The organism is Sphingorhabdus sp., from assembly GCF_029865925.1.
Taxonomy (GTDB): domain Bacteria; phylum Pseudomonadota; class Alphaproteobacteria; order Sphingomonadales; family Sphingomonadaceae; genus Sphingorhabdus_B.
The window spans coordinates 65,253-84,121 of record NZ_JARXAI010000024.1 but is presented as its reverse complement, the minus strand read 5'-3'; the positions used below and the strand labels follow the sequence as shown (position 1 = coordinate 84,121).

The following is an 18,869-nucleotide window of genomic DNA, read 5'->3' as shown; positions in this document are numbered from 1 at the left end:
CCAAGGTCATACACAGCTTTCTGTCTACTTGGTGCGGTAACGCGCAGGGCACAGCAAAATTTTTCTGATGCAATTCCAGACTGGTAAGCCTAGATACACAGAGACTTCGTGGCGAAGGGCGGTTAAATTGGGAGGAAGTAAAATGCGTAAAAAATGGCTTTTGGCGACACTTGGGCTCGCGGCTGTTGTTGGCGGCGTTGCGTATACGCAGCGCGATCCAATCGCGATGGCGCTGATCACCCGTGCCGCAGATACAGCCATTACACGAAACGTCATGGCGGACTTACCTGCTGACCAATTACATGTCGGCTTTTGCGGAACAGGTTCGCCATTGCCAAGCCGGGATCGTGCGGCCGCGTGCACCGTCGTTATTGCGGGTGGTAGGCTGTTTGTTTTTGACATGGGTGAAGGCTCCGGCGAAACATTATCTCTGATGGGGATGCCGCTGGACAAAGTGCAAGGCGTGTGGCTGACCCATTTGCATAGCGACCATTTTGAAGGCCTTGGTCCATTTACTTTGCAACGCTGGGCAGGTGCATCCGCCAAAACACCTTTAACGGTGTCCGGCCCCGAAGGCGTCACGGAAATCACCCAAGGACTGAACGCGGCCTATCGCATTGATTCCACCTACCGCATTGCGCATCATGGCGAAGCTGTGGTGTCGTCGTCCGGTTTTGGCATGGTCGGCACGGCCATTCAGCCAGGAACTGTCTATGACGCGAACAATGTCCGTATCACAGCATTTGCAGTCGACCATGACCCCATCAAACCGGCATTCGGGTATCGTGTGGCGTTCAAGGGTAAAAGCGTGACCATCACGGGCGACACTGCCTTTACACCTAAGCTTGCGGCCGCCGCCAAGGGAACGGACCTGTTGGTGAGTGAGATGCTTTCGCCACGCATCGTCGATATTCTAGCCCGCAGCGCGCAAAAGGCGGGAATGACCAACCGCGCCAAAATCTTTAAGGATATAGAGAACTACCACATCAGCCCCGAAGAAGCCGCCGATGTCGCCAAGTCTGCGGGGGTAGGCATGCTTGCCTTTACCCATATCGTTCCATCGGTGCCGAAGGCGCTTCAGTTTGCGCTGTTGGGCAAAACCGCGGACCGATATGATGGACCAATGGCCGTAATGCAGGATGGTGATGTGATCAGTATCTCGGGACCGCATGAATTTAAAACGCGCAATTTGCTAAAGTGATATCAACGCATGTAAGGGCGGCGGATGGATAGCTTGCGTGTCTTGATTATGTCTGCCGCTGCGATGACGGCAATTGTCGGTATACGGTATTTGCTTGTTAGCGGGGCGTTTGCCTGGGCAACCCGGGTTCGTGAACCCGGCCTCTACACCGGCCTCGATAAGCAAATCAAAAGTGAGATTAAATGGAGCCTGGCCAGCGCAGCCATTTACGGCATACCAGCCGGAATTGTTGCTTGGGGCTGGGATAGCTTAGGCTGGACGCAGATTTACCGCGACATAGACGCACTTCCCTTGTGGTATCTTCCGGTATCAGTTTTCGTGTATCTATTGGCGCACGATACTTGGTTCTATTGGACGCATCGTCTGATGCATCGTCCGTTTTGGTTCAAGGCGGCGCATGCCGTGCACCATGAAAGCCGCCCGCCAACCGCATGGGCAGCGATGGCCTTTCATCCATGGGAGGCCTTATCTGGCGCCTTTGTCATTCCTGCGTTGGTTTTTATCATACCTGTTCATGTAGGGGCTTTAGGCGCTGTGCTAGCGATCATGACCATAATGGGGGTGACCAACCATATGGGCTGGGAATGCTTTCCGAAATTCATAGTTAACGGCAAATTAGGACAATGGCTGATAACAGCAACGCATCACCAGAAGCATCATGATGCGTATCGGGGGAATTATGGTTTATATTTCAGGTTTTGGGACAAAATGTGCGGCACTGATCTTGGGCTTGGCAGTTGGAACCACCGTCCTCGTTAGCGGGGCTGAGGCCGCTTCGTCCGCTGTGACGCTTGAGGTCAATATTTATGGCCTGCGCAGTAGTAAGGGCAATGTCCTTGTATGCGTCACGGCAAATCCACGTTTTTTTCCCGATTGTAGCAAGGATCCCAAAAGCCTTCGGGCCAATGTGCCGGCTAATAAGGCCGCTATGGTCTCCTTCAACGGCATGAGCCCCGGTACATATGCCGTCGCCATTGTTCACGACGAAAATTCGAACAGCAAAATGGACATGGCAGTGTTTTTGCCACGAGAAGGTTATGGCTTTTCACGCAACCCTGCGGTGATGACCGGACCGCCCAAGTTTCGCTCGGCCGCCTTCGCCATTAATGCAGCAGACGTTAGCCAACGGGTCCAGATGAAATATATGCTTTAATTGCATCTCCGGCGTTATGGAGGCTGGGGTCTGTATAGCTTTGTTAGTTATTCGCGGTTGATCAATGATGCCAAAAGATCGCCCGTTACATCGCCGCCAGATTGGGTAACCACGCCACGCTGGACAGTATTGATGATTGCTTCTAAAACCGTAATACCCCCGGGGAGTCGCATGACTGAGAGGTGGTGCTGTAATGCCCACGACCCGCTGAACCTGATCCCGTTGGCACGGGCGTAGGGAGGGAGCGGCAGTCAACATCCGCGCTCTCCTCAAATAATTTTGGAGAGTAAGCATGGCAGATATCCCAGCACGTAATGAAATCGGCGTCACCACTGGCCCCATTCGCGGCAGCAAGAAAATTCATGTGGGTCCATTCAACGTTGCCATGCGGGAAATCTATCTTGAGCCAACGTCCGGCGAGCCGCCAGTGCGCGTGTATGACCCCAGCGGCCCTTATACCGACGCCAATGCGCATATAGACATCAACGCCGGCCTAACCGAAATTCGCCGCCCATGGATCATAAAACGCGGCGATGTGACTGAAGTCACCCAGCGCGAGGTCAAGCCCGAAGACAATGGTCAGCTTGGCCCCGACCGCAGCGGGGGCGTCGCGCCATTCCCGAATGTACGTAAACAAGTGCTGCGCGCCAAACCCGGTATGAACGTCAGCCAGATGCATTATGCCCGCAAAGGCATCATCACTCCCGAAATGGAATATGTTGCTGAACGCGAGAATCTGGGCCGCGCGCGCCTTACCGAGTATAAACGCGATGGCGAAAGCTTTGGCGCGTCGATACCCGATTATGTCACGCCCGAATTCGTCCGCGACGAAATTGCCCGTGGCCGTGCGATCATTCCAAACAATATCAACCACCCCGAATCCGAACCGATGGCGATTGGCCGCAATTTTCTCGTCAAGATCAACGCTAACATCGGCAACAGCGCGGTCGCATCGAATGTGGCGACTGAGGTCGACAAGATGGTCTGGTCGATCCGCTGGGGCGCGGATACCGTGATGGACCTGTCGACTGGCCGCAACATCCACGACACCCGCGAATGGATCATCCGTAATTCGCCCGTTCCCATCGGCACCGTGCCGATTTATCAGGCGTTGGAAAAGGTCGGCGGCGTTGCCGAGGACCTGACGTGGGAAATCTTCGCCGATACGTTGATTGAACAAGCCGAACAGGGCGTCGATTATTTCACCATCCACGCGGGCGTCCGCCTGCCTTATGTTCCGCTCGCGGCTAAGCGCATGACGGGTATCGTGTCACGCGGCGGCAGCATCATGGCGAAATGGTGCCTTGCGCATCACAAGGAAAGTTTCCTCTACGAACGCTTTGACGAAATCACCGAGATTATGAAGGCCTATGACGTCGCTTATTCGCTCGGTGACGGCCTTCGCCCCGGCAGCATTTACGATGCCAATGACGAAGCGCAATTTGCCGAACTGTATACGCTGGGCGAGTTGACGAAGCGCGCATGGGCGCAGGATGTTCAGGTCATGATCGAAGGGCCAGGGCATGTGCCGATGCACAAGATCAAAGAGAATATGGAAAAGCAGTTGGAGGCGTGCGGCGAGGCACCATTCTACACGCTTGGACCGCTCACAACCGACATCGCGCCGGGATATGACCATATCACCAGCGGCATCGGCGCGGCGCAGATCGGTTGGTACGGCACCGCGATGCTTTGCTATGTTACGCCAAAGGAGCATTTGGGCCTGCCTGACCGTGACGATGTGAAGGTAGGCGTGATCACATATAAGCTTGCCGCACATGCCGCTGACCTTGCCAAGGGCCACCCCGCCGCGCAGGTGCGCGACGATGCTTTAAGCAAGGCGCGCTTCGAATTCCGCTGGCGCGACCAATTCAACCTCAGCCTCGACCCTGATACGGCCGAACAATATCATGATCAGACCTTGCCCGCCGAAGGCGCAAAGTCCGCGCATTTCTGTTCGATGTGCGGACCCAAATTCTGCTCAATGAAAATCAGCCAGGAAGTGCGCGAATTTGCCAAGTTGCAAAACCAGCCAGCGGACAATTTCGTCGCCGCGGACGAGGCGGAGGCCGGCATGGCGCATATGAGCAAGGTCTATGACGAAACCGGCCGTGAATTGTACATGGGCGCGGGCGACCGCGAACATGATTAAGCGTTAGACAGCACCCGAACGGCTAATCGCTTCCTCGATCCACAAACGTGCATCGGGGAAGCTGCGTTCAACTTCTGGTAGGTCATTGACGCATAGGAATTTAATCGCGTTCCATTCGCGGCCGCATAAATAGCCTCGGACATCATCGGCGGACCAAGCATCCACTGCGCCCACCGCGACGTGCAGATAATCGCGCGTGTCCAATATCGCGGCGCTCCCGTCGGCAAGGCAGGCATGATTATGCAGGCTTTGCGGCAGAAACTGCCCAGCATCGCGAAAGCGGAAACTGGCATTGGAGATAAAGGCGTTGCGATAGGTATCGAACAATTGCGCCATCACCGAACGCTGCATTGGGTGGACGACATGCGCGCTTTCAAACACTTGGTCTGCGGTATAGCCAATCATCTGTGCGGCGTTGATCTGATTAAAATGGTTCAGCATGCTTGCGTCATCACGCCGGGCGCCGCATGCCACAAGGTCGCTGTGGTCCGCCCATTGGCCGCGCAGCACTGGGCCATCGCCCGCAAAGAAATCCGAGCGCGTCACGGGCGCGGTTAGGAAGACGTCATCGTTGAAATATAAGAAATGTTCGGCAAGGCCGGGGATACGCCACAGCATTGTTTCAATCGACAGCGAATTGAACGTCTGCAACGCGTCGTCATAGCCTGCAAATATCTCTCTGTGATCAACGATGCTGATCTTTGCGGCGATTTCAGGGGGAAGCTGCATAATTTCCGGCGTCTGGGCATCGGTAACGATCCAAATCTGCCGCACCCAAGGCGCATTGTTGGCGATGGAGCGCACACAATAATTCAGCTCGTCGCTGCACAGCCACCGATGGGGGTTGGTGCCATTGTCATGCAGCGGCGCACGCGCTTGAGCCACCGCGTCAGCCTGTGCTAACGCCAGATGTCGCTCCCGCTTCGCCCTATGCACAGGGTCCGCCCCGTCCACCCAAGTAATGACTGCATCAACTTCAAACATGAAACTCGTCACAAAAATGTAATAGAGGCCCTTAGGAGTGTGCGGTGGTTTTGGGAAATGGAAAGTATGGAGGTGGGAGGCTGCATGTGGGGGCGCGTCATCGCTAGGATATGATGCACTACGCGGCGCCCACCGGACTGCACCCCTTCATTGCCGCGTGACATTCTGTTGGGGCGGGTTAGGGTGGGTCATGACCACGACACCCAAAACCCCCAACTGGTTCGACATTGGCATGGATGCTTGGGCGCTTGCCGCGGAATCGAACATGGTGATCGCGATGCGCATCGGCAGTCTGGCGCTTGGCGGACCGAATGCAGCGCGGGAGGCGGAGCGGATGGTGAAGGAGAAGGTCGGAGCAAATATCACGCTTGGCTGTGACCTGATGCGCGGAAAGCTCGGCAGCAGCCCCGAAGCCATCGTCAGTGGCAGCATCGCGCATTATTCCAAAACTGTCGTCGCCAACCGGAAACGATTGGGCATACGCCTGCTCCGCCGGTGCCCGAAATTGCCGGTGAGCCGGAATAAGTAGCTATGTTCCGCTTCTGTTTGCACATTAGGTAAATGAAGCGTATACCGTTAAAACGCTATCGTCGACCGCGACGGAATTTGAAGCACGCATCGGGTCAGATGATCGGAACGTGCAACGTCTTTCCTACCACGACTTGGCTACCCACTTGGCGCTGTTGTCAGGTGGTCACCTGTTTCGTGAAAGGAACATATTATGCCAGTAGGCACCGTAAAATTTTTCAATGCAGACAAGGGCTATGGCTTTATCGCGCCTGATGGCGGCGGTGATGACAGCTTCGTACACATCTCGGCCGTTCAGGCAGCCGGCATGCATTCGCTTGATAAAGAACAGCGCGTGAATTTCGAAGTCGAAATCGGCCGCAACGGTAAGGCTTCGGCCATTAACCTGTCTTCAGCTGATTAATCAGCCGAAATATTAAAAAAAGGGCCGCCGGAAGGCGGCCCTTTTTTTGTGTCACGCGCCGACGTTTAGTCGAACAGCTCTTCAAGAAACGACTTTTTGCGTTTTTTATACGGGTAGCCATGCCCATAGCCTTGGTGTTGCTGCCCATAGCCTTGCGGTGCGAACCCGCCTTGGGGTGGCGGCGCTGCTTGCGGGGCAGGGGCGGGTTGCGGAGGCATTTCTGCAGCAGCGCTGCGCTCTATAATTTTGTCGAGCTCCCCACGATCAAGCCAAACTCCACGGCATTGCGGGCAATAATCAATTTCTACACCTTGGCGATCGCTCATCACCAGCGGTACCTTGCATACAGGGCAAGGCATTCCAACGGCTGCGTTCATATCGAGACTCCTCTTGTTGTCATATAAGCGGTCCGACATCGCCGTCACATGACGACCAGAGGGGCCCGGCCCGCTTGTTTGAACTGGGGATGCGGCATCCAGTTTTCAAGAAGGGCATGCGCTAATTTCGTGCGGCGCCTGTCATCCACATTGCGGATAAAACGAGAATTGCCCGCAAAAGCGAAATGGCGACTATGAACCGCAGGTCGGCATGCAGGAAAACAGAAGAAGGCGTCAATGGTTAACGCGACTTCCCAAATGGCCAGTTGGTGATGTGCCCGACCCAAAAAGCGAGCCAGATCAGCACGGGCTGAAATGCCAGTCGCGGACCATGATACCACCAACTCAGCGTATTTCCGTCAAACGCGATGCCGTTGAACGCATGGTTGAAGTTGGCTGGCCATACGCACAAGGCATAAAGTGCAAGGCCAATTGCGGCCCATTTGCGCGTCTGCGGGATCATTAGGCCAACGGCTCCTGCGATTTCGGCAACGCCAGTGACTGCTACCACGATCTCTGGGAAGGGCACCCAGTGCGGCGTAATGGCCAAAAATCCGCCCGGTGAGAAGAGATGCAGGATCCCTGCCACGAGGTAGAACAAGGCGAGAATTACGCGGAGGCTGGAGCGGATCATTATCGTTTCCGCACGAACTCGGCGCGCAGCACCAGGCCCTTTATACCGTCGAAACGGCAATCAATCTCCTGCGCATCGCCCGTCAAGCGGATGGACTTGATCAGCGTTCCACGTTTCAAAGTCTGTCCAGCGCCCTTGACGGTTAAATCCTTAATCAAGGTTACTTGGTCGCCATCCATAAGCAGATTCCCAACCGCGTCGCGCACTTCGACGGCACCGTCTGCCTCAGTTGCTGTCTTGGCAGCGGCGGCGCTTATCCATTCCCCAGATGCCTCGTCATAGACATAATCTTCGTCATTTGCGTCGCTCATGATGCACAATTCCTTATTGGCCCCCCACTGCCGTAGCGGCATTTCGCATGACGCGAAAGCCGGTTGCAATTTGCAACGATGTCAGTAAGATTTTCTCATAAATTGGAGAGGCATATGGCGCAGGCTGAGACGACAGTAGATGTTTTGATCGTAGGAGCTGGATTGTCCGGCATCGGCGCTGCGGCGCACCTTACAATGCAATGCCCGAACAAGAGTTACGCCATTGTTGAGCAGCGCGCCGATATGGGTGGTACATGGGATCTGTTCCGTTACCCCGGTATCCGGTCTGACTCTGACATGCACACTTTGGGATATCGCTTCAAACCATGGTTGCATGAAAAGACGATCGCGGATGGTCCATCCATTCACGAATATGTCCATGAAACCGCCGAGGAATATGGAATTTCGCAGCATATCCATTTTGGCCATCAAGTTATCTCGGCCAATTGGTCAAGCCCAGATGCGCGCTGGCATGTAACGGCTAAGGCCGTTGATGGTGGCAATGAACGTCACTTTGCTGCGCGTTTCCTGTTCATGTGCGCTGGCTATTATGACTATGATAAGGGTTATAAGCCCGATTTTGCAGGCGAAGCCAACTTTGGCGGCCAAATCATCCATCCGCAGCATTGGCCAAAGGATTTGGATTATAAGGGCAAGAAGGTAACCGTTATCGGCTCAGGTGCGACGGCGGTTACGATTGTTCCTGTTATGGCGGAACAGGGCGCGCAGGTGACCATGCTTCAGCGTTCGCCAACATATATGGTTTCGCGTCCTGCCATCGACCCATTTTCAAAATTCGTGCGTAAGATTATGCCCGAGAAACTGGCTTACGCGCTCACGCGGTGGCGCAACATAAACATGCAGCGCTTCACTTATTGGTATGCGCGCCGCAATCCCGCGAAGCTGGGTGAGAAACTGGTCAACATGGCGCGGGAAGCGCTCCCTGCATCAGTTGATGTCGACACCCATTTTGTGCCAAAATACGGTCCATGGGAACAACGCCTTTGCCTCATTCCTGATAGCAACATGTTTACTGCGATTACCGAAGGCAAGGCTGAAGTTGTTACAGATCACATCGACCACTTCACCAAAACGGGTATTCAGTTAAAGTCGGGCAAGCACATCGAATCCGACATCATCATTACTGCGACTGGCTTGAACCTCGTGACGATGGGCAAAACCGCCATCAGCGTCGACGGGGATGCCATAAATTTTGGTGAGCACTTCAATTATAAGGGCGTGATGTTTAACGACATCCCCAATTTCGCCAGCGTTTTTGGTTATATCAACGCGTCATGGACGTTGAAGACCGACATCGTCGCTGATTATGTCTGCCGCTTGCTGTGGAAAATGGACGATAAAAACGCGCTTGTGGCAACACCGGTTCTTGATGATCCAGATATGCCAAAGCTGCCATTCGTAACCGATTTTAGCTCTGGCTATTTCGCACGTAGTTTCGACTCATTGCCCAAAAATGGTGATCGTCATCCATGGCGGGTTCTGCAAAATTATACGGCTGAGAAGAAAATTCTGACCCAAGATCCGGTTGACGATGGCGTTATGATATTTTCAGCGCCCGCCTTCGCTGGCGCACATCGGGAAGCCGAAGAGACGTTGATCGCAGCAGAATGATGCGCTCTGACGGGCGCTTATAACGCCCGTCAGCTGTCCTTGGCAGCAAAGCCGAATAGCCGCAGCCATTTGCTCGGGCTGTTCGGTGCGGGGGTTGGATGTGCGATAGCCCGATGTTCGCAATCATAACCATGCACATAAAAATGCGCGACGTTCCTAAAACTTCTCCCGTTCGCGTGTCATTGCCGCTATCGCTACGTATATGCAGTATGACACTTTAATTCAGCCTGACAACGGGCAGGCCGCCACCCTGATTCATGTGACCGACAAAAGCCGATTTGAAACGTGGCTTGCGCTTCAACCTGATGCCGTGCGAACTGCGATCAAGGCACAGAAGTTCGAAGGTGGCGCCAACGATATAGCTATCTTGCCCGCTGATAAACTGGGCGAATGGTCTGTGGCGGCGGGCGTAACTGATGTTTCGGCACCGAGCTTGTGGCATTTGGCAAAGCTGGCGGACAGCTTGCCCGAGGGTGTATATCGGCTCGCCGATTATGATGCCAGCGAGGCTATGCTTGGCTGGATGCTGGGGCAGTATCGCTATTATGAATATCTGAGCGAACCAAAGCTGACAGGGCCACGGGTTTTGTTGGTGAAGGAGCCTGCGCGCATTACCATGGCCGCGTTGCAGGCAACCGCGACGGCATTGGTGCGCGATCTTGTGAACCGGCCAGCGGGGGACCTTGGGCCAAACGCGCTGGAGGTAGAGGCAAAACGGATCGCAAAGGCGCATAAGGCAGAGGTTACGGTGACAGCTGGTGAGCCTTTGGAAGCCGGCTATCCGCTCATTCATGCGGTTGGCAAGGCGGCAACGCGCGAACATGCGCCGCGTCTTATTGAGCTTGAGTGGGGCGACCCGCGCCACCCGCGCGTTGCGATTGTGGGCAAGGGGATTACCTTTGACACGGGCGGGCTGGATATCAAGCCTTCGACGGGCATGCGCTTGATGAAAAAGGATATGGGCGGCGCAGCACACGCATTGGCGCTGGCCGAGCTGATCATGGCGGCGCATTTGCCCGTTCGTTTACATATGCTTGTGGCCGCTGCAGAAAACAGCATATCGGGCAACGCGATGCGGCCGGGCGATATCATTAAAAGCCGCAAGGGCATTACCGTTGAAATCGACAATACCGATGCCGAAGGACGCTTGGTGCTGGCCGACGCACTAACCAAAGCGATAGAAGATAAGGCGGAACTGATCATTGATTTCGCCACGCTGACCGGTGCGGCGCGTGTCGCGCTTGGGCCCGACCTGCCGGCGATGTTCAGCAATGATGACAGCATCGCGATTGGCCTTCTTGCCGCATCGAAAGCAGCGACGGACCCCTTATGGCACATGCCACTTTGGTCGCCATATATGGAAATGCTCGATAGCGACATCGCCGACATGTCTAACAGTGGCGGCGGATTTGCAGGCGCAGTTACCGCCGCGTTGTTTTTACAGAAATTTGTCCCCGACAATGTGCCTTGGGTGCATCTTGATACATTCGCCTGGCGACCCAGCAGCAAGCCCGGCAGGCCAAAGGGTGGAGAGGCCCTTGGATTGCGTGCGGTCTTCGGCTATCTGGCGGAAAGATACCCGGCGCGTTAGGGTGCCATATATCATTTGATGTGTTCCCCGGCCTCGCCTGGGGCACATGCTATTAGGTCAGGGATAGAAACAGTTGGTGGACGGTCATATACAGGCGGGCGAGCGGCCTATTTATACATTAAGCGGGCATAGCCTTGTGGGAGATAAGCGCACAACGCCGATCCGTGGCGACCTTGCCGATATTAGTCTGGCCGGAAAGTTGTTTGCGCCGCATTATGCGGTACCCATGCTGCGTACTGGCATTACGCCGGTAACTGAAATTTATGCCGAAGCCCATGCGACCTCAATGCCCGTCAGCGCGCTTATGCATGGCGAGGAATTTGCCGTTCTTGATGTCGCGGGTGACTGGGCATGGGGCTATTGCCTGCATGACAATTATTTGGGCTATGTCCGCTTTGCCGAGCTCGGCGATGATTTTGACGCAACGCATATCGTCAGCGCGGCAGCGACGTTATTGGTGGCTGCGCCATCGGCCAAGGCGCGCGTCCTCGCGCGCTACCCCATGGGAGCGCAATTGCTGTGTGGATCGCCGAGCGAATGTGGCAATTATCTGGCGTGCGAAAATGGATTTGTGCCGCGCGCGCATCTGTCGGAAATTGGAAGCGTCGCAGCGTCGCCCGCTGATTTGGCTGAGCAGTTGATTGGCACGCCCTATAGCTGGGGCGGACGCAGTGGCGATGCCATTGATTGCTCTGGCCTTGTGCAATTAGTCTTTGGCCTAAAGGGCATTCTGGCCCCGCGCGATGCCGATATGCAGCAAGCCGATTTTGGCGTGGATTTGCCGGATGATGCTGTGTTGCAGCGTGGTGACCTGGTTTTCTTTCCGGGGCATGTTGGGATCATGGCGGATGCCGAAAACATCATTCACGCTAATGGCACCGCAATGGCGGTCAGTGTTGAACCCCTAGCGGATGCTGCGGCCCGATTTGCCGAGTACGATGAGCCGATATTGGCACGTAAGCGGGTTGCGTTTTGACCAAATCTATCTTCATCGACGGGGCAGCGGGCACCACTGGGCTTGAGATCGCCGACCGGCTTGCTGGACGCGCGGAGTTTGCACTGATTTTGCTTGATGATGATAAGCGCAAAGACCCCGCCGCCAAGCGCGAAGCATTGAACGACGCCGATTTCGTCGTCCTCTGCTTGCCAGATGATGCCGCGAAAGAGGCGGTGGCCATGACCACGTCCAGCCACACCCGAATCATTGATGCATCAACCGCCTATCGTATTGACCCCAATTGGGCTTATGGCTTTGCCGAGTATCGCATTGGCCAGCGCGAACATATTGCGTCTGCGCGATGGGTTAGCAACCCCGGTTGCTACCCCACCGGATTTTTGGGCCTCGTCGCGCCATTGGTGGCCGCTGGCTTGATCCCTGCCGACTGGCCGTACACCGTCAACGCGGTGTCGGGCTATTCAGGTGGCGGTAAGGCGTTGATACAACGGTTCGAAGGTGACGGCACGGATATCGGCTTTCGTACTTACGGCCTGGACCTTGCCCATAAGCATGTGCCCGAAATGCAGGTCCATGCCGGCCTTGCCCACGCGCCCATATTCGCCCCTGCCGTCGTTCGCGCCCTTCGCGGCATGATCGTCGAGGTGCCTCTGCCGTTGTTCGCGATGCCAAAGGCTGGCAGCGCAGATGCGTTACGCGCTGCACTCGCTGCGCATTATGCGGGGTCGCCAGTGGTTACTGTGCACACCGAAGCCGCACCATCCGAATTGCTGATGCATGCGGACCAAGCGCCGACCGACCGGCTTGACCTTTATGTGCTGGCGTCGCCCGACGGGTCACAAGTGCGGTTGCTGGCGATGCTCGACAATCTCGGTAAAGGCGCAAGCGGCGCGGCGGTGCAAAACCTAAACATCATGGCGGGGTTGGACGAGACGGCTGGGTTGCGGTTGTAACCCGATTTCAACCAAACACCTCTGACGCGTTCAGGTGTCTCAATGCCAATGCCAATGCCAATGCCACAAAGCCTTAATAAGGCGGCTGATCAAAACCCTTGGGGCTCTTGGTAAAAATCTCGCAGCCGTCTTCGGTGATGCCGATGCTATGTTCAAACTGCGCAGACAGGCTGCGATCGCGCGTTACCGCCGTCCAGCCATCGTCGAGGACTTTGCCGGCGGCCTTGCCGATATTGATCATGGGCTCAATCGTAAAGATCATGCCAGGACGGATTTCTTGGCCAGTGCCGGGGCGGCCGACATGGACGATTTCGGGGGCGTCGTGGAACAATTGGCCAAGGCCATGCCCGCAAAAATCGCGAACCACACCGTAACGGTGCTTTTCGGCGTGGGTTTGAATGGCATGACCTATGTCACCGACATGGTTGCCGGGCTTGGCCGCTTCAATGCCCAGCATCAGGCATTCATAGGTAACGTCCACCAAGCGCTTGGCCTTCACAGGCACATCGCCGACCAAGAACATGCGGCTGGTGTCGCCGTGCCAGCCGCCCAGTTGCGGCGTGACGTCGATGTTGACGATGTCGCCATCCTTCAATTTTTTGTCCGACGGAATGCCGTGGCAAATGACATGGTTGATCGAAATACAGCAGCTATGCGTATAGCCGCGATAGCCCAAAGTGGCGGGAACGGCTCCGCCGCGCATCGTCATCTCGCGCACAATGTCATCGAGTTCTTCTGTACTTACGCCGGGCACGACATGTGGCACCAATGCGTCAAGGATTTCTGCGGCAAGGCGTCCAGCCTTGCGCATACCGTCAAAGCCCTCTGACCCGTGCAATTTGATCGTCCCGTCGCGGGCTTGCATCGCCTCTTCGGGCGTAACGCGTACATATTGTTCCATGCATCCGACATAAGGCAATATTCCGCACTTTGCGAGAGGGTGAATTATGCTATCGCGTGCCTATGACAGAATCTCGCATCTACACCGCCGCCCTTGTCATCATTGGCGATGAAATCCTTTCTGGCCGGACACAGGACAAAAATGTCAGCCAAATCGCTCTTTGGCTGAATATTCAGGGTATTCGCCTAAAAGAAGTGCGCGTTGTTGCTGATGTTGAGGAATCGATTGTCGAGGCCGTCAACGCGCTTCGCGCGCGCAACGATTATTTATTTACGACAGGCGGCATCGGCCCGACCCACGATGACATCACGGTGGACGCAATTGCGGCTGCATTGGGCGTAGAGGTTGTCATTCACCCCGAGGCAAGCGCAGTGCTACATGCATATTATGAAACGCGTGGCGGGATCAATCCGGGCCGTTTGCGCATGGCGCGTGTGCCAGACGGCGCTGAACTTATTCCCAACAAAATGTCGGGCGCGCCGGGAATCCGGCACGGCAATATCTTTATCATGGCCGGTGTTCCGCATATCACCGCCGGCATGTTGGACGCATTGACAGGCACGCTTGAGGGCGGTGCGCCGTTATTGTCACAACAAATCGGCTGCTGGGTCGCCGAAAGCGAAGTGGCCAAATTGCTTGGTGATACCGAAAAGCATCATGAAGGATGCCAGATCGGCAGCTATCCGTTTTTCCGCGAAGGCAAGGTCGGCGCGAACTTTGTGGTGCGCACCACCGATGCGCATAAATTGGCAGAATGCGTCGAGGCGTTGCAACTTGGCCTACGCGGCTTGGGTTATGATACTGTCGATGGTGGAATTTAAGCCGAGTTTGTCGTCTCGTTCATGTGCGGTCAAGCTGCACGTGCCTTATGAGGAGTGACATGCGCACATTCTCCAATGCCCTCGCTTTTGCGGCCCTGCTGCTCTCTACACCCGCTTTCGCGCAAGCTGCGCCTGCCGCAACCAAGGTTGGCAAGCCTGTTGCGCAGCCCTGGTTGTACGAAGGCAGCGATGTCCCTGTCGATGACACATGGACGTTTGGCGTGCTGCCCAACGGTGTGCGCTACGCGGTAAAAAAGAATGACGTTCCGGCGGGGCAAGTTTCCATCCGCGTGCGGATTGATGCAGGCGCATTGCATGAGAATAATGATGAGCAAGGCTTTGCCCATCTCATCGAGCATTTGTCGTTTCGCGGTTCGACCTTTGTCCCCGATGGCGAAGCAAAACGCATTTGGCAAAGGTTTGGGGTAACCTTCGGCAGCGACAGCAATGCCCAAACGACACCGACGCAGACCGTTTACAAGCTTGATTTGCCGAACGCGACACCCGAAAAACTCGATGAGTCAGTCAAAATCATTTCCGGCATGATCCGCAATCCGCGGATTTCGCCAACAGCGCTGAATGCCGAGCGCGCCATTGTTCTGGCCGAATTGCGGGAAAATAGCGGTGCGCAGATGATCTACAGCGACGCTCTGCGCCAACATGCGTTTCAGGGGCAACGGCTGGCGAACCGATCTACTATCGGAACGCCAGAAACGCTGCAGGCGTCAGATGCCATTCGACTGAGAGCATTTCATGACCGCTGGTACCGCCCCGAAAATGTCGTCGTGGTGATGGCTGGTGACATGGAACCAGCACAGCTTGCGAATCTGGTGCAGAAATATTTCAACGACTGGAAGGACGTTGGCCCACGCGCGCCCGAACCTCCGTTTGGCGATCCTTCACCGCAAGGCACACCTGTACGGGTGTTGATTGAGCCGACATTGCCTACGACGGTCAGCATTGCCTATTTGCGTCCATGGCGCAAAGTGAACGACACAATTGCTTATAATGAGCAGTTGCTGGTCGACGCATTGGCGCTTCAGATCGTTAACCGCCGGCTTGAAGTGCAAGCGCGTAACGGCGGAAATTATCTGGTCGCCCAAATCGCCCAGGAAGACATTTCGCGTACCGCAGATGCGACATTGGTGTCGCTCACCCCCATTGGCGACAAATGGGAGGCGGCAACGCGCGACGTTCGCGCCATCGTTGCAGATGCGACAATGACGGCGCCCTCGGTCGCGGACATTGACCGCGAGAAAACGTTGTTCGGTAACGCGCTTCGCACGATGTTGGACAGCTACCCCTTTGAAGCTGCCGCCAAACAGGCCGATGATATCGTGAATGCCGTCGACATTCGGGAGACCGTTGCTGCCCCAAAAACGGTTGTTCAAGTCTATGAGGGCATGAAGGACAAGTTCACGCCCCAAAGGCTGCTAGCATCAACCCAGAACCTATTCATGGCCGATGTGACGCGGCTCATGCTGTCTTCGCCTAGTTCCGTCCCCAACGCAGATAATCGTGCGCTAGCTGCATTAAATGCTTCGGTAGCTGCCAACAAAACGGCGCGATTGTCCGAGAACACGCTTGGCTTTGCGGCGCTGCCAAAATTGGGTGCGCCGGGGAAGCTGGTGATTGAGGATACTGTTTCGCGGTTGCAGATGACCCGGCTTGAGCTGTCCAACGGTGTGCGCGCATTGCTATATCCGAATAAGGCAGAGAGCGGTCAAATCCGAGTGCTCGTGCGTTTTGGCTATGGCTATCAGGCTGTAAATCCAGATCAGGGCGGGTTGCTATGGGCCGGGCCATTGGTCATGCCAGAAAATGGCATCGGTAAGATTAAGCGTACGGAAATTGATCAGATGGTCAATGGACGGCGGATTGAACTAAACTTTTCGGTCGACAACAGTGCATTTCAATTTGGCGCAAATACGCGGCCGGATGACCTTACCGACCAACTGACCCTGATTGCGACGAAGCTGGAACATCCGGGCTGGGATGTCGCACCGGTTGAGCGTGCCAAGGCACTGGCAACATCAGGCTATGCCAGCTACGAAATGTCGGCAACGTCCGTGTTACAACGCGATCTGGAGTATCTATTGCGTAACAAGGACGCGCGATGGAAGGCCGCTACCCCCGCTGAAATTGCCAACATCGATGCTGCGAAATTTGAATCCTTCTGGAAACCCTTAATGTCACAAGGCCCAATCGAGGTGATGCTCTTTGGTGACTTTGACAAGGCTGCAGCGGTGTCGGCGCTTGAAAAAAGTTTTGGCGCAATGGCGCCGCGTGCGGCGTTGGCAGTGTCAGCAGCGGCGCGTGATATGCATTTCCCAGCGCCAAGTTCGACCCCAGTGCGATTGACGCATCGCGGCGCTTCCGATCAGGCGGCGGCCGTCGTGGCGTGGCCGACGGGTGGCGGCATTAACGGCATTAGCGAAGGGCGGCAGCTGGAAACATTGGCGGCAATATTCCGTGATCGGCTGTTCGAAAAATTCCGCGCCGAACAAGCGGCGAGTTACAGCCCTGACATGGCCGCCAATTGGCCAGTCGACTTTAATAGCGGCGGGTATCTTATGGCCTATGCGCAGGTAAAACCTGCCGACGTTGATTGCTTCTTTGCCTTTGCGGATGCTGTTGCTGCAGATCTTATCGCGTATCCCGTTAGCGCCGATGAACTGCAACGTGCTGTAGAGCCGACTAAGCAGGCGATTGAGCGTGCAGCGTCCGGCAATACATTTTGGCTAAACCAGCTCAAGGGCGCCACATATGATCCCGAACGGTTTGTGGCGTTGGGCAAGCTCTACAGAGATTACAACAGCGTAACGCCGGCCATGTTGCAAACTCTGGCCAAACGCTATTTTGTGAAGGACAAGGCTTGGAAACTTGTCGTAGCACCGCAACAGGGTCTTGGACCCATGACCGACGCCCGCTAATATCAGAGCAAAGAGCGGCTTACGTCAAAGCACATATTTGGATAAGTCAGTGTCCTTGGCGATGCCGGAAAGCTGCTTACTGACATAAGCGGAGTCGATTTTGAGCGTTTCACCCTTGCGGTCCTCGGCATCAAAACTGATGTCTTCAAGCAGCTTTTCCATCACGGTCTGCAATCGCCTTGCACCGATATTCTCCACTGTCGAATTCACATCAAAGGCAATGCGCGCGATCGCGTCGATGGCATCATCGGTGAATTCCAACGTTACCTCTTCGGTGGCCAACAACGCCTTATACTGCGTCGGCAAATTGGCGCGGGTTTCCGAGAGAATACGAACGAAGTCCGCATGCTCCAACGCGCGCAGTTCAACGCGGATGGGCAGGCGGCCCTGTAATTCAGGCAGCATATCACTTGGCTTGGAGATGTGGAACGCACCAGACGCAATGAACAACACATGGTCGGTTTTCATCGGGCCATATTTGGTGGCGACAGTTGTCCCCTCAATCAACGGCAGCAGGTCGCGCTGAACGCCTTCGCGGCTGACGGAGCCTCCGCCCCGTGCGTCCGACACGGCAATCTTATCGATTTCGTCGAGGAATACGATGCCATTGGCTTCCGCATCGGCAAGTGCCACACGGTTGACGTCATCTTGGTCTAGGCGCTTTTCTGATTCTTCTTCGACCAGCTTGGTCCAAGCATCGGGGACTTTCATCTTGCGCCGTTTCAGATTGTCCTTGCCAAAGGCTTTGCCCATCATTTCGCCAATATTGATCATGCCGACATTGCCGCCCATGCCTGGAATTTCCATGGGCATGTTAGGGGCATCGGAAACTTCAATCTCGATTTCCACTTCATCCATATGACGGTCGCGGATTCGTTGACGGAATGCTTCGCGTGTGGCTTCGCTGGCGGTATCACCTGCCAGCGTTTTTAATATCCGTTCCATTGCTGCGGCTTCTGCGGCTTCACGCACAACTTCGCGGCGCCGTTCTTTTTCAAGGCGCACGGCCTCTTCGGCCAAATCGCGTGCAATTTGTTCCACGTCGCGGCCGACATAGCCAACTTCGGTGAATTTGGTGGCCTCCACTTTGATGAAAGGCGCATCGGCAAGTTTGGCCAGACGGCGGGAAATTTCAGTCTTGCCGCAACCCGTGGGGCCAATCATCAGGATGTTTTTCGGCGTCACCTCATCGCGTAAATCCGCGCCGAGACGTTGGCGGCGCCACCGGTTGCGCAGTGCAACCGCGACGGCACGCTTTGCGTCTGCTTGGCCAATGATGTGTTCGTCGAGTGCAGCCACAATGGCTTTTGGGGTGAGAGCGTTTTTCATTACGGCCTAAA

At 55.4% G+C, this 18,869-nt stretch carries 19 protein-coding genes and 1 riboswitch; of the genes, 12 read left to right on the top strand and 7 right to left on the bottom strand.

Annotation, left to right across the window (positions count from 1 at the left end; all coding sequences use genetic code 11):
- The first annotated feature begins 142 nt into the window (after window positions 1–142).
- The 3 genes from QE270_RS02360 to QE270_RS02350 are packed head-to-tail and all read left to right on the top strand — an operon-like array spanning window position 143 to window position 2,354.
- A complete protein-coding gene (locus tag QE270_RS02360) occupies window positions 143–1,201 on the top strand; it encodes an MBL fold metallo-hydrolase (protein WP_300034578.1) in 1,059 nt (352 codons plus the stop codon).
- Window positions 1,202–1,225: 24 nt separating this feature from the next.
- Window positions 1,226–1,960 (top strand): sterol desaturase family protein, encoded by a 735-nt coding sequence (locus tag QE270_RS02355; RefSeq protein ID WP_300034573.1) that lies wholly within the window; start codon window positions 1,226–1,228, stop codon window positions 1,958–1,960.
- On the top strand, window positions 1,926–2,354 hold the full coding sequence (locus QE270_RS02350) for a DUF2141 domain-containing protein (protein WP_300034570.1): 429 nt from the start codon (window positions 1,926–1,928) through the stop codon (window positions 2,352–2,354). The genes QE270_RS02355 and QE270_RS02350 overlap by 35 nt, the downstream gene beginning before the upstream one ends.
- 47 nt (window positions 2,355–2,401) lie before the next feature.
- On the opposite strand, the gene QE270_RS02345 is transcribed toward QE270_RS02350, so the two are convergent.
- Complete coding sequence (locus QE270_RS02345) at window positions 2,402–2,527, bottom strand: hypothetical protein (RefSeq protein WP_300034567.1); 126 nt, start codon at window positions 2,525–2,527, stop codon at window positions 2,402–2,404.
- Window positions 2,505–2,612: riboswitch (TPP riboswitch) on the top strand. (Overlaps the previous gene by 23 nt.)
- A 34-nt stretch (window positions 2,613–2,646) precedes the next feature.
- On the opposite strand from QE270_RS02345, the gene thiC reads away from it, so the two are divergent.
- Window positions 2,647–4,506: a phosphomethylpyrimidine synthase ThiC gene (thiC, locus tag QE270_RS02340; protein ID WP_300034564.1), complete on the top strand. Its 1,860-nt coding sequence runs from the start codon at window positions 2,647–2,649 to the stop codon at window positions 4,504–4,506.
- Window positions 4,507–4,509: 3 nt separating this feature from the next.
- Here the strand turns inward: thiC and QE270_RS02335 are convergent, their stop codons facing one another.
- Window positions 4,510–5,490, bottom strand: coding sequence for a Stealth CR1 domain-containing protein (locus tag QE270_RS02335; protein WP_300034561.1), 981 nt, complete (start codon window positions 5,488–5,490; stop codon window positions 4,510–4,512).
- Between the two features lie 190 nt (window positions 5,491–5,680).
- On the opposite strand from QE270_RS02335, the gene QE270_RS02330 reads away from it, so the two are divergent.
- Complete coding sequence (locus QE270_RS02330; protein ID WP_300034558.1) at window positions 5,681–6,019, top strand: hypothetical protein; 339 nt, start codon at window positions 5,681–5,683, stop codon at window positions 6,017–6,019.
- 192 nt (window positions 6,020–6,211) lie between these two features.
- The gene (locus tag QE270_RS02325) at window positions 6,212–6,421 is read left to right on the top strand and encodes a cold-shock protein (protein ID WP_295446162.1); all 210 of its coding nucleotides are present in this window, start codon (window positions 6,212–6,214) and stop codon (window positions 6,419–6,421) included.
- A 65-nt stretch (window positions 6,422–6,486) separates the two neighbouring features.
- Here QE270_RS02325 and QE270_RS02320 read toward each other — a convergent pair whose 3' ends face one another.
- The 3 genes from QE270_RS02320 to QE270_RS02310 all read right to left on the bottom strand — a co-directional run bounded on the left by QE270_RS02320 (window position 6,487) and on the right by QE270_RS02310 (window position 7,743).
- Window positions 6,487–6,798 carry a zf-TFIIB domain-containing protein gene (locus QE270_RS02320; RefSeq protein WP_300034555.1) on the bottom strand — a complete coding sequence of 104 codons (312 nt, stop codon included), beginning with the start codon at window positions 6,796–6,798 and terminating at the stop codon, window positions 6,487–6,489.
- Between the two features lie 241 nt (window positions 6,799–7,039).
- On the bottom strand, window positions 7,040–7,432 hold the full coding sequence (locus QE270_RS02315; RefSeq protein ID WP_300034552.1) for a DoxX family protein: 393 nt from the start codon (window positions 7,430–7,432) through the stop codon (window positions 7,040–7,042).
- Window positions 7,432–7,743, bottom strand: a complete 312-nt coding sequence (locus tag QE270_RS02310; RefSeq protein WP_300034549.1) for an alkylphosphonate utilization protein — start codon at window positions 7,741–7,743, stop codon at window positions 7,432–7,434. Before QE270_RS02310 ends, QE270_RS02315 begins: the two co-directional genes overlap by 1 nt.
- 114 nt (window positions 7,744–7,857) lie before the next feature.
- On the opposite strand from QE270_RS02310, the gene QE270_RS02305 reads away from it, so the two are divergent.
- From QE270_RS02305 to argC, 4 genes are all read left to right on the top strand, one after another.
- Window positions 7,858–9,375: an NAD(P)/FAD-dependent oxidoreductase gene (locus QE270_RS02305; protein WP_300034546.1), complete on the top strand. Its 1,518-nt coding sequence runs from the start codon at window positions 7,858–7,860 to the stop codon at window positions 9,373–9,375.
- Window positions 9,376–9,577: 202 nt separating this feature from the next.
- Window positions 9,578–10,966 (top strand): M17 family metallopeptidase, encoded by a 1,389-nt coding sequence (locus QE270_RS02300; protein ID WP_300034543.1) that lies wholly within the window; start codon window positions 9,578–9,580, stop codon window positions 10,964–10,966.
- Window positions 10,967–11,042: 76 nt separating this feature from the next.
- Entirely contained in the window at window positions 11,043–11,942 is a 900-nt protein-coding gene (locus QE270_RS02295) for an NlpC/P60 family protein (protein ID WP_300034541.1), read from the top strand.
- Entirely contained in the window at window positions 11,939–12,874 is a 936-nt protein-coding gene (gene argC, locus QE270_RS02290) for an N-acetyl-gamma-glutamyl-phosphate reductase (RefSeq protein ID WP_300034538.1), read from the top strand. Before QE270_RS02295 ends, argC begins: the two co-directional genes overlap by 4 nt.
- Before the next feature lie 73 nt (window positions 12,875–12,947).
- Here argC and map read toward each other — a convergent pair whose 3' ends face one another.
- Entirely contained in the window at window positions 12,948–13,775 is an 828-nt protein-coding gene (gene map / locus QE270_RS02285; protein ID WP_300034535.1) for a type I methionyl aminopeptidase, read from the bottom strand.
- Between the two features lie 62 nt (window positions 13,776–13,837).
- Between map and QE270_RS02280 the strand changes: the two genes are divergently transcribed.
- A complete protein-coding gene (locus tag QE270_RS02280) occupies window positions 13,838–14,596 on the top strand; it encodes a competence/damage-inducible protein A (protein WP_300034532.1) in 759 nt (252 codons plus the stop codon).
- 59 nt (window positions 14,597–14,655) lie between these two features.
- Window positions 14,656–17,529, top strand: coding sequence for a M16 family metallopeptidase (locus tag QE270_RS02275; protein WP_300034529.1), 2,874 nt, complete (start codon window positions 14,656–14,658; stop codon window positions 17,527–17,529).
- A gap of 24 nt (window positions 17,530–17,553) precedes the next feature.
- Here the strand turns inward: QE270_RS02275 and hslU are convergent, their stop codons facing one another.
- Window positions 17,554–18,858 (bottom strand): ATP-dependent protease ATPase subunit HslU, encoded by a 1,305-nt coding sequence (gene hslU / locus QE270_RS02270; protein ID WP_300034526.1) that lies wholly within the window; start codon window positions 18,856–18,858, stop codon window positions 17,554–17,556.
- Window positions 18,859–18,869 lie beyond the last annotated feature (11 nt).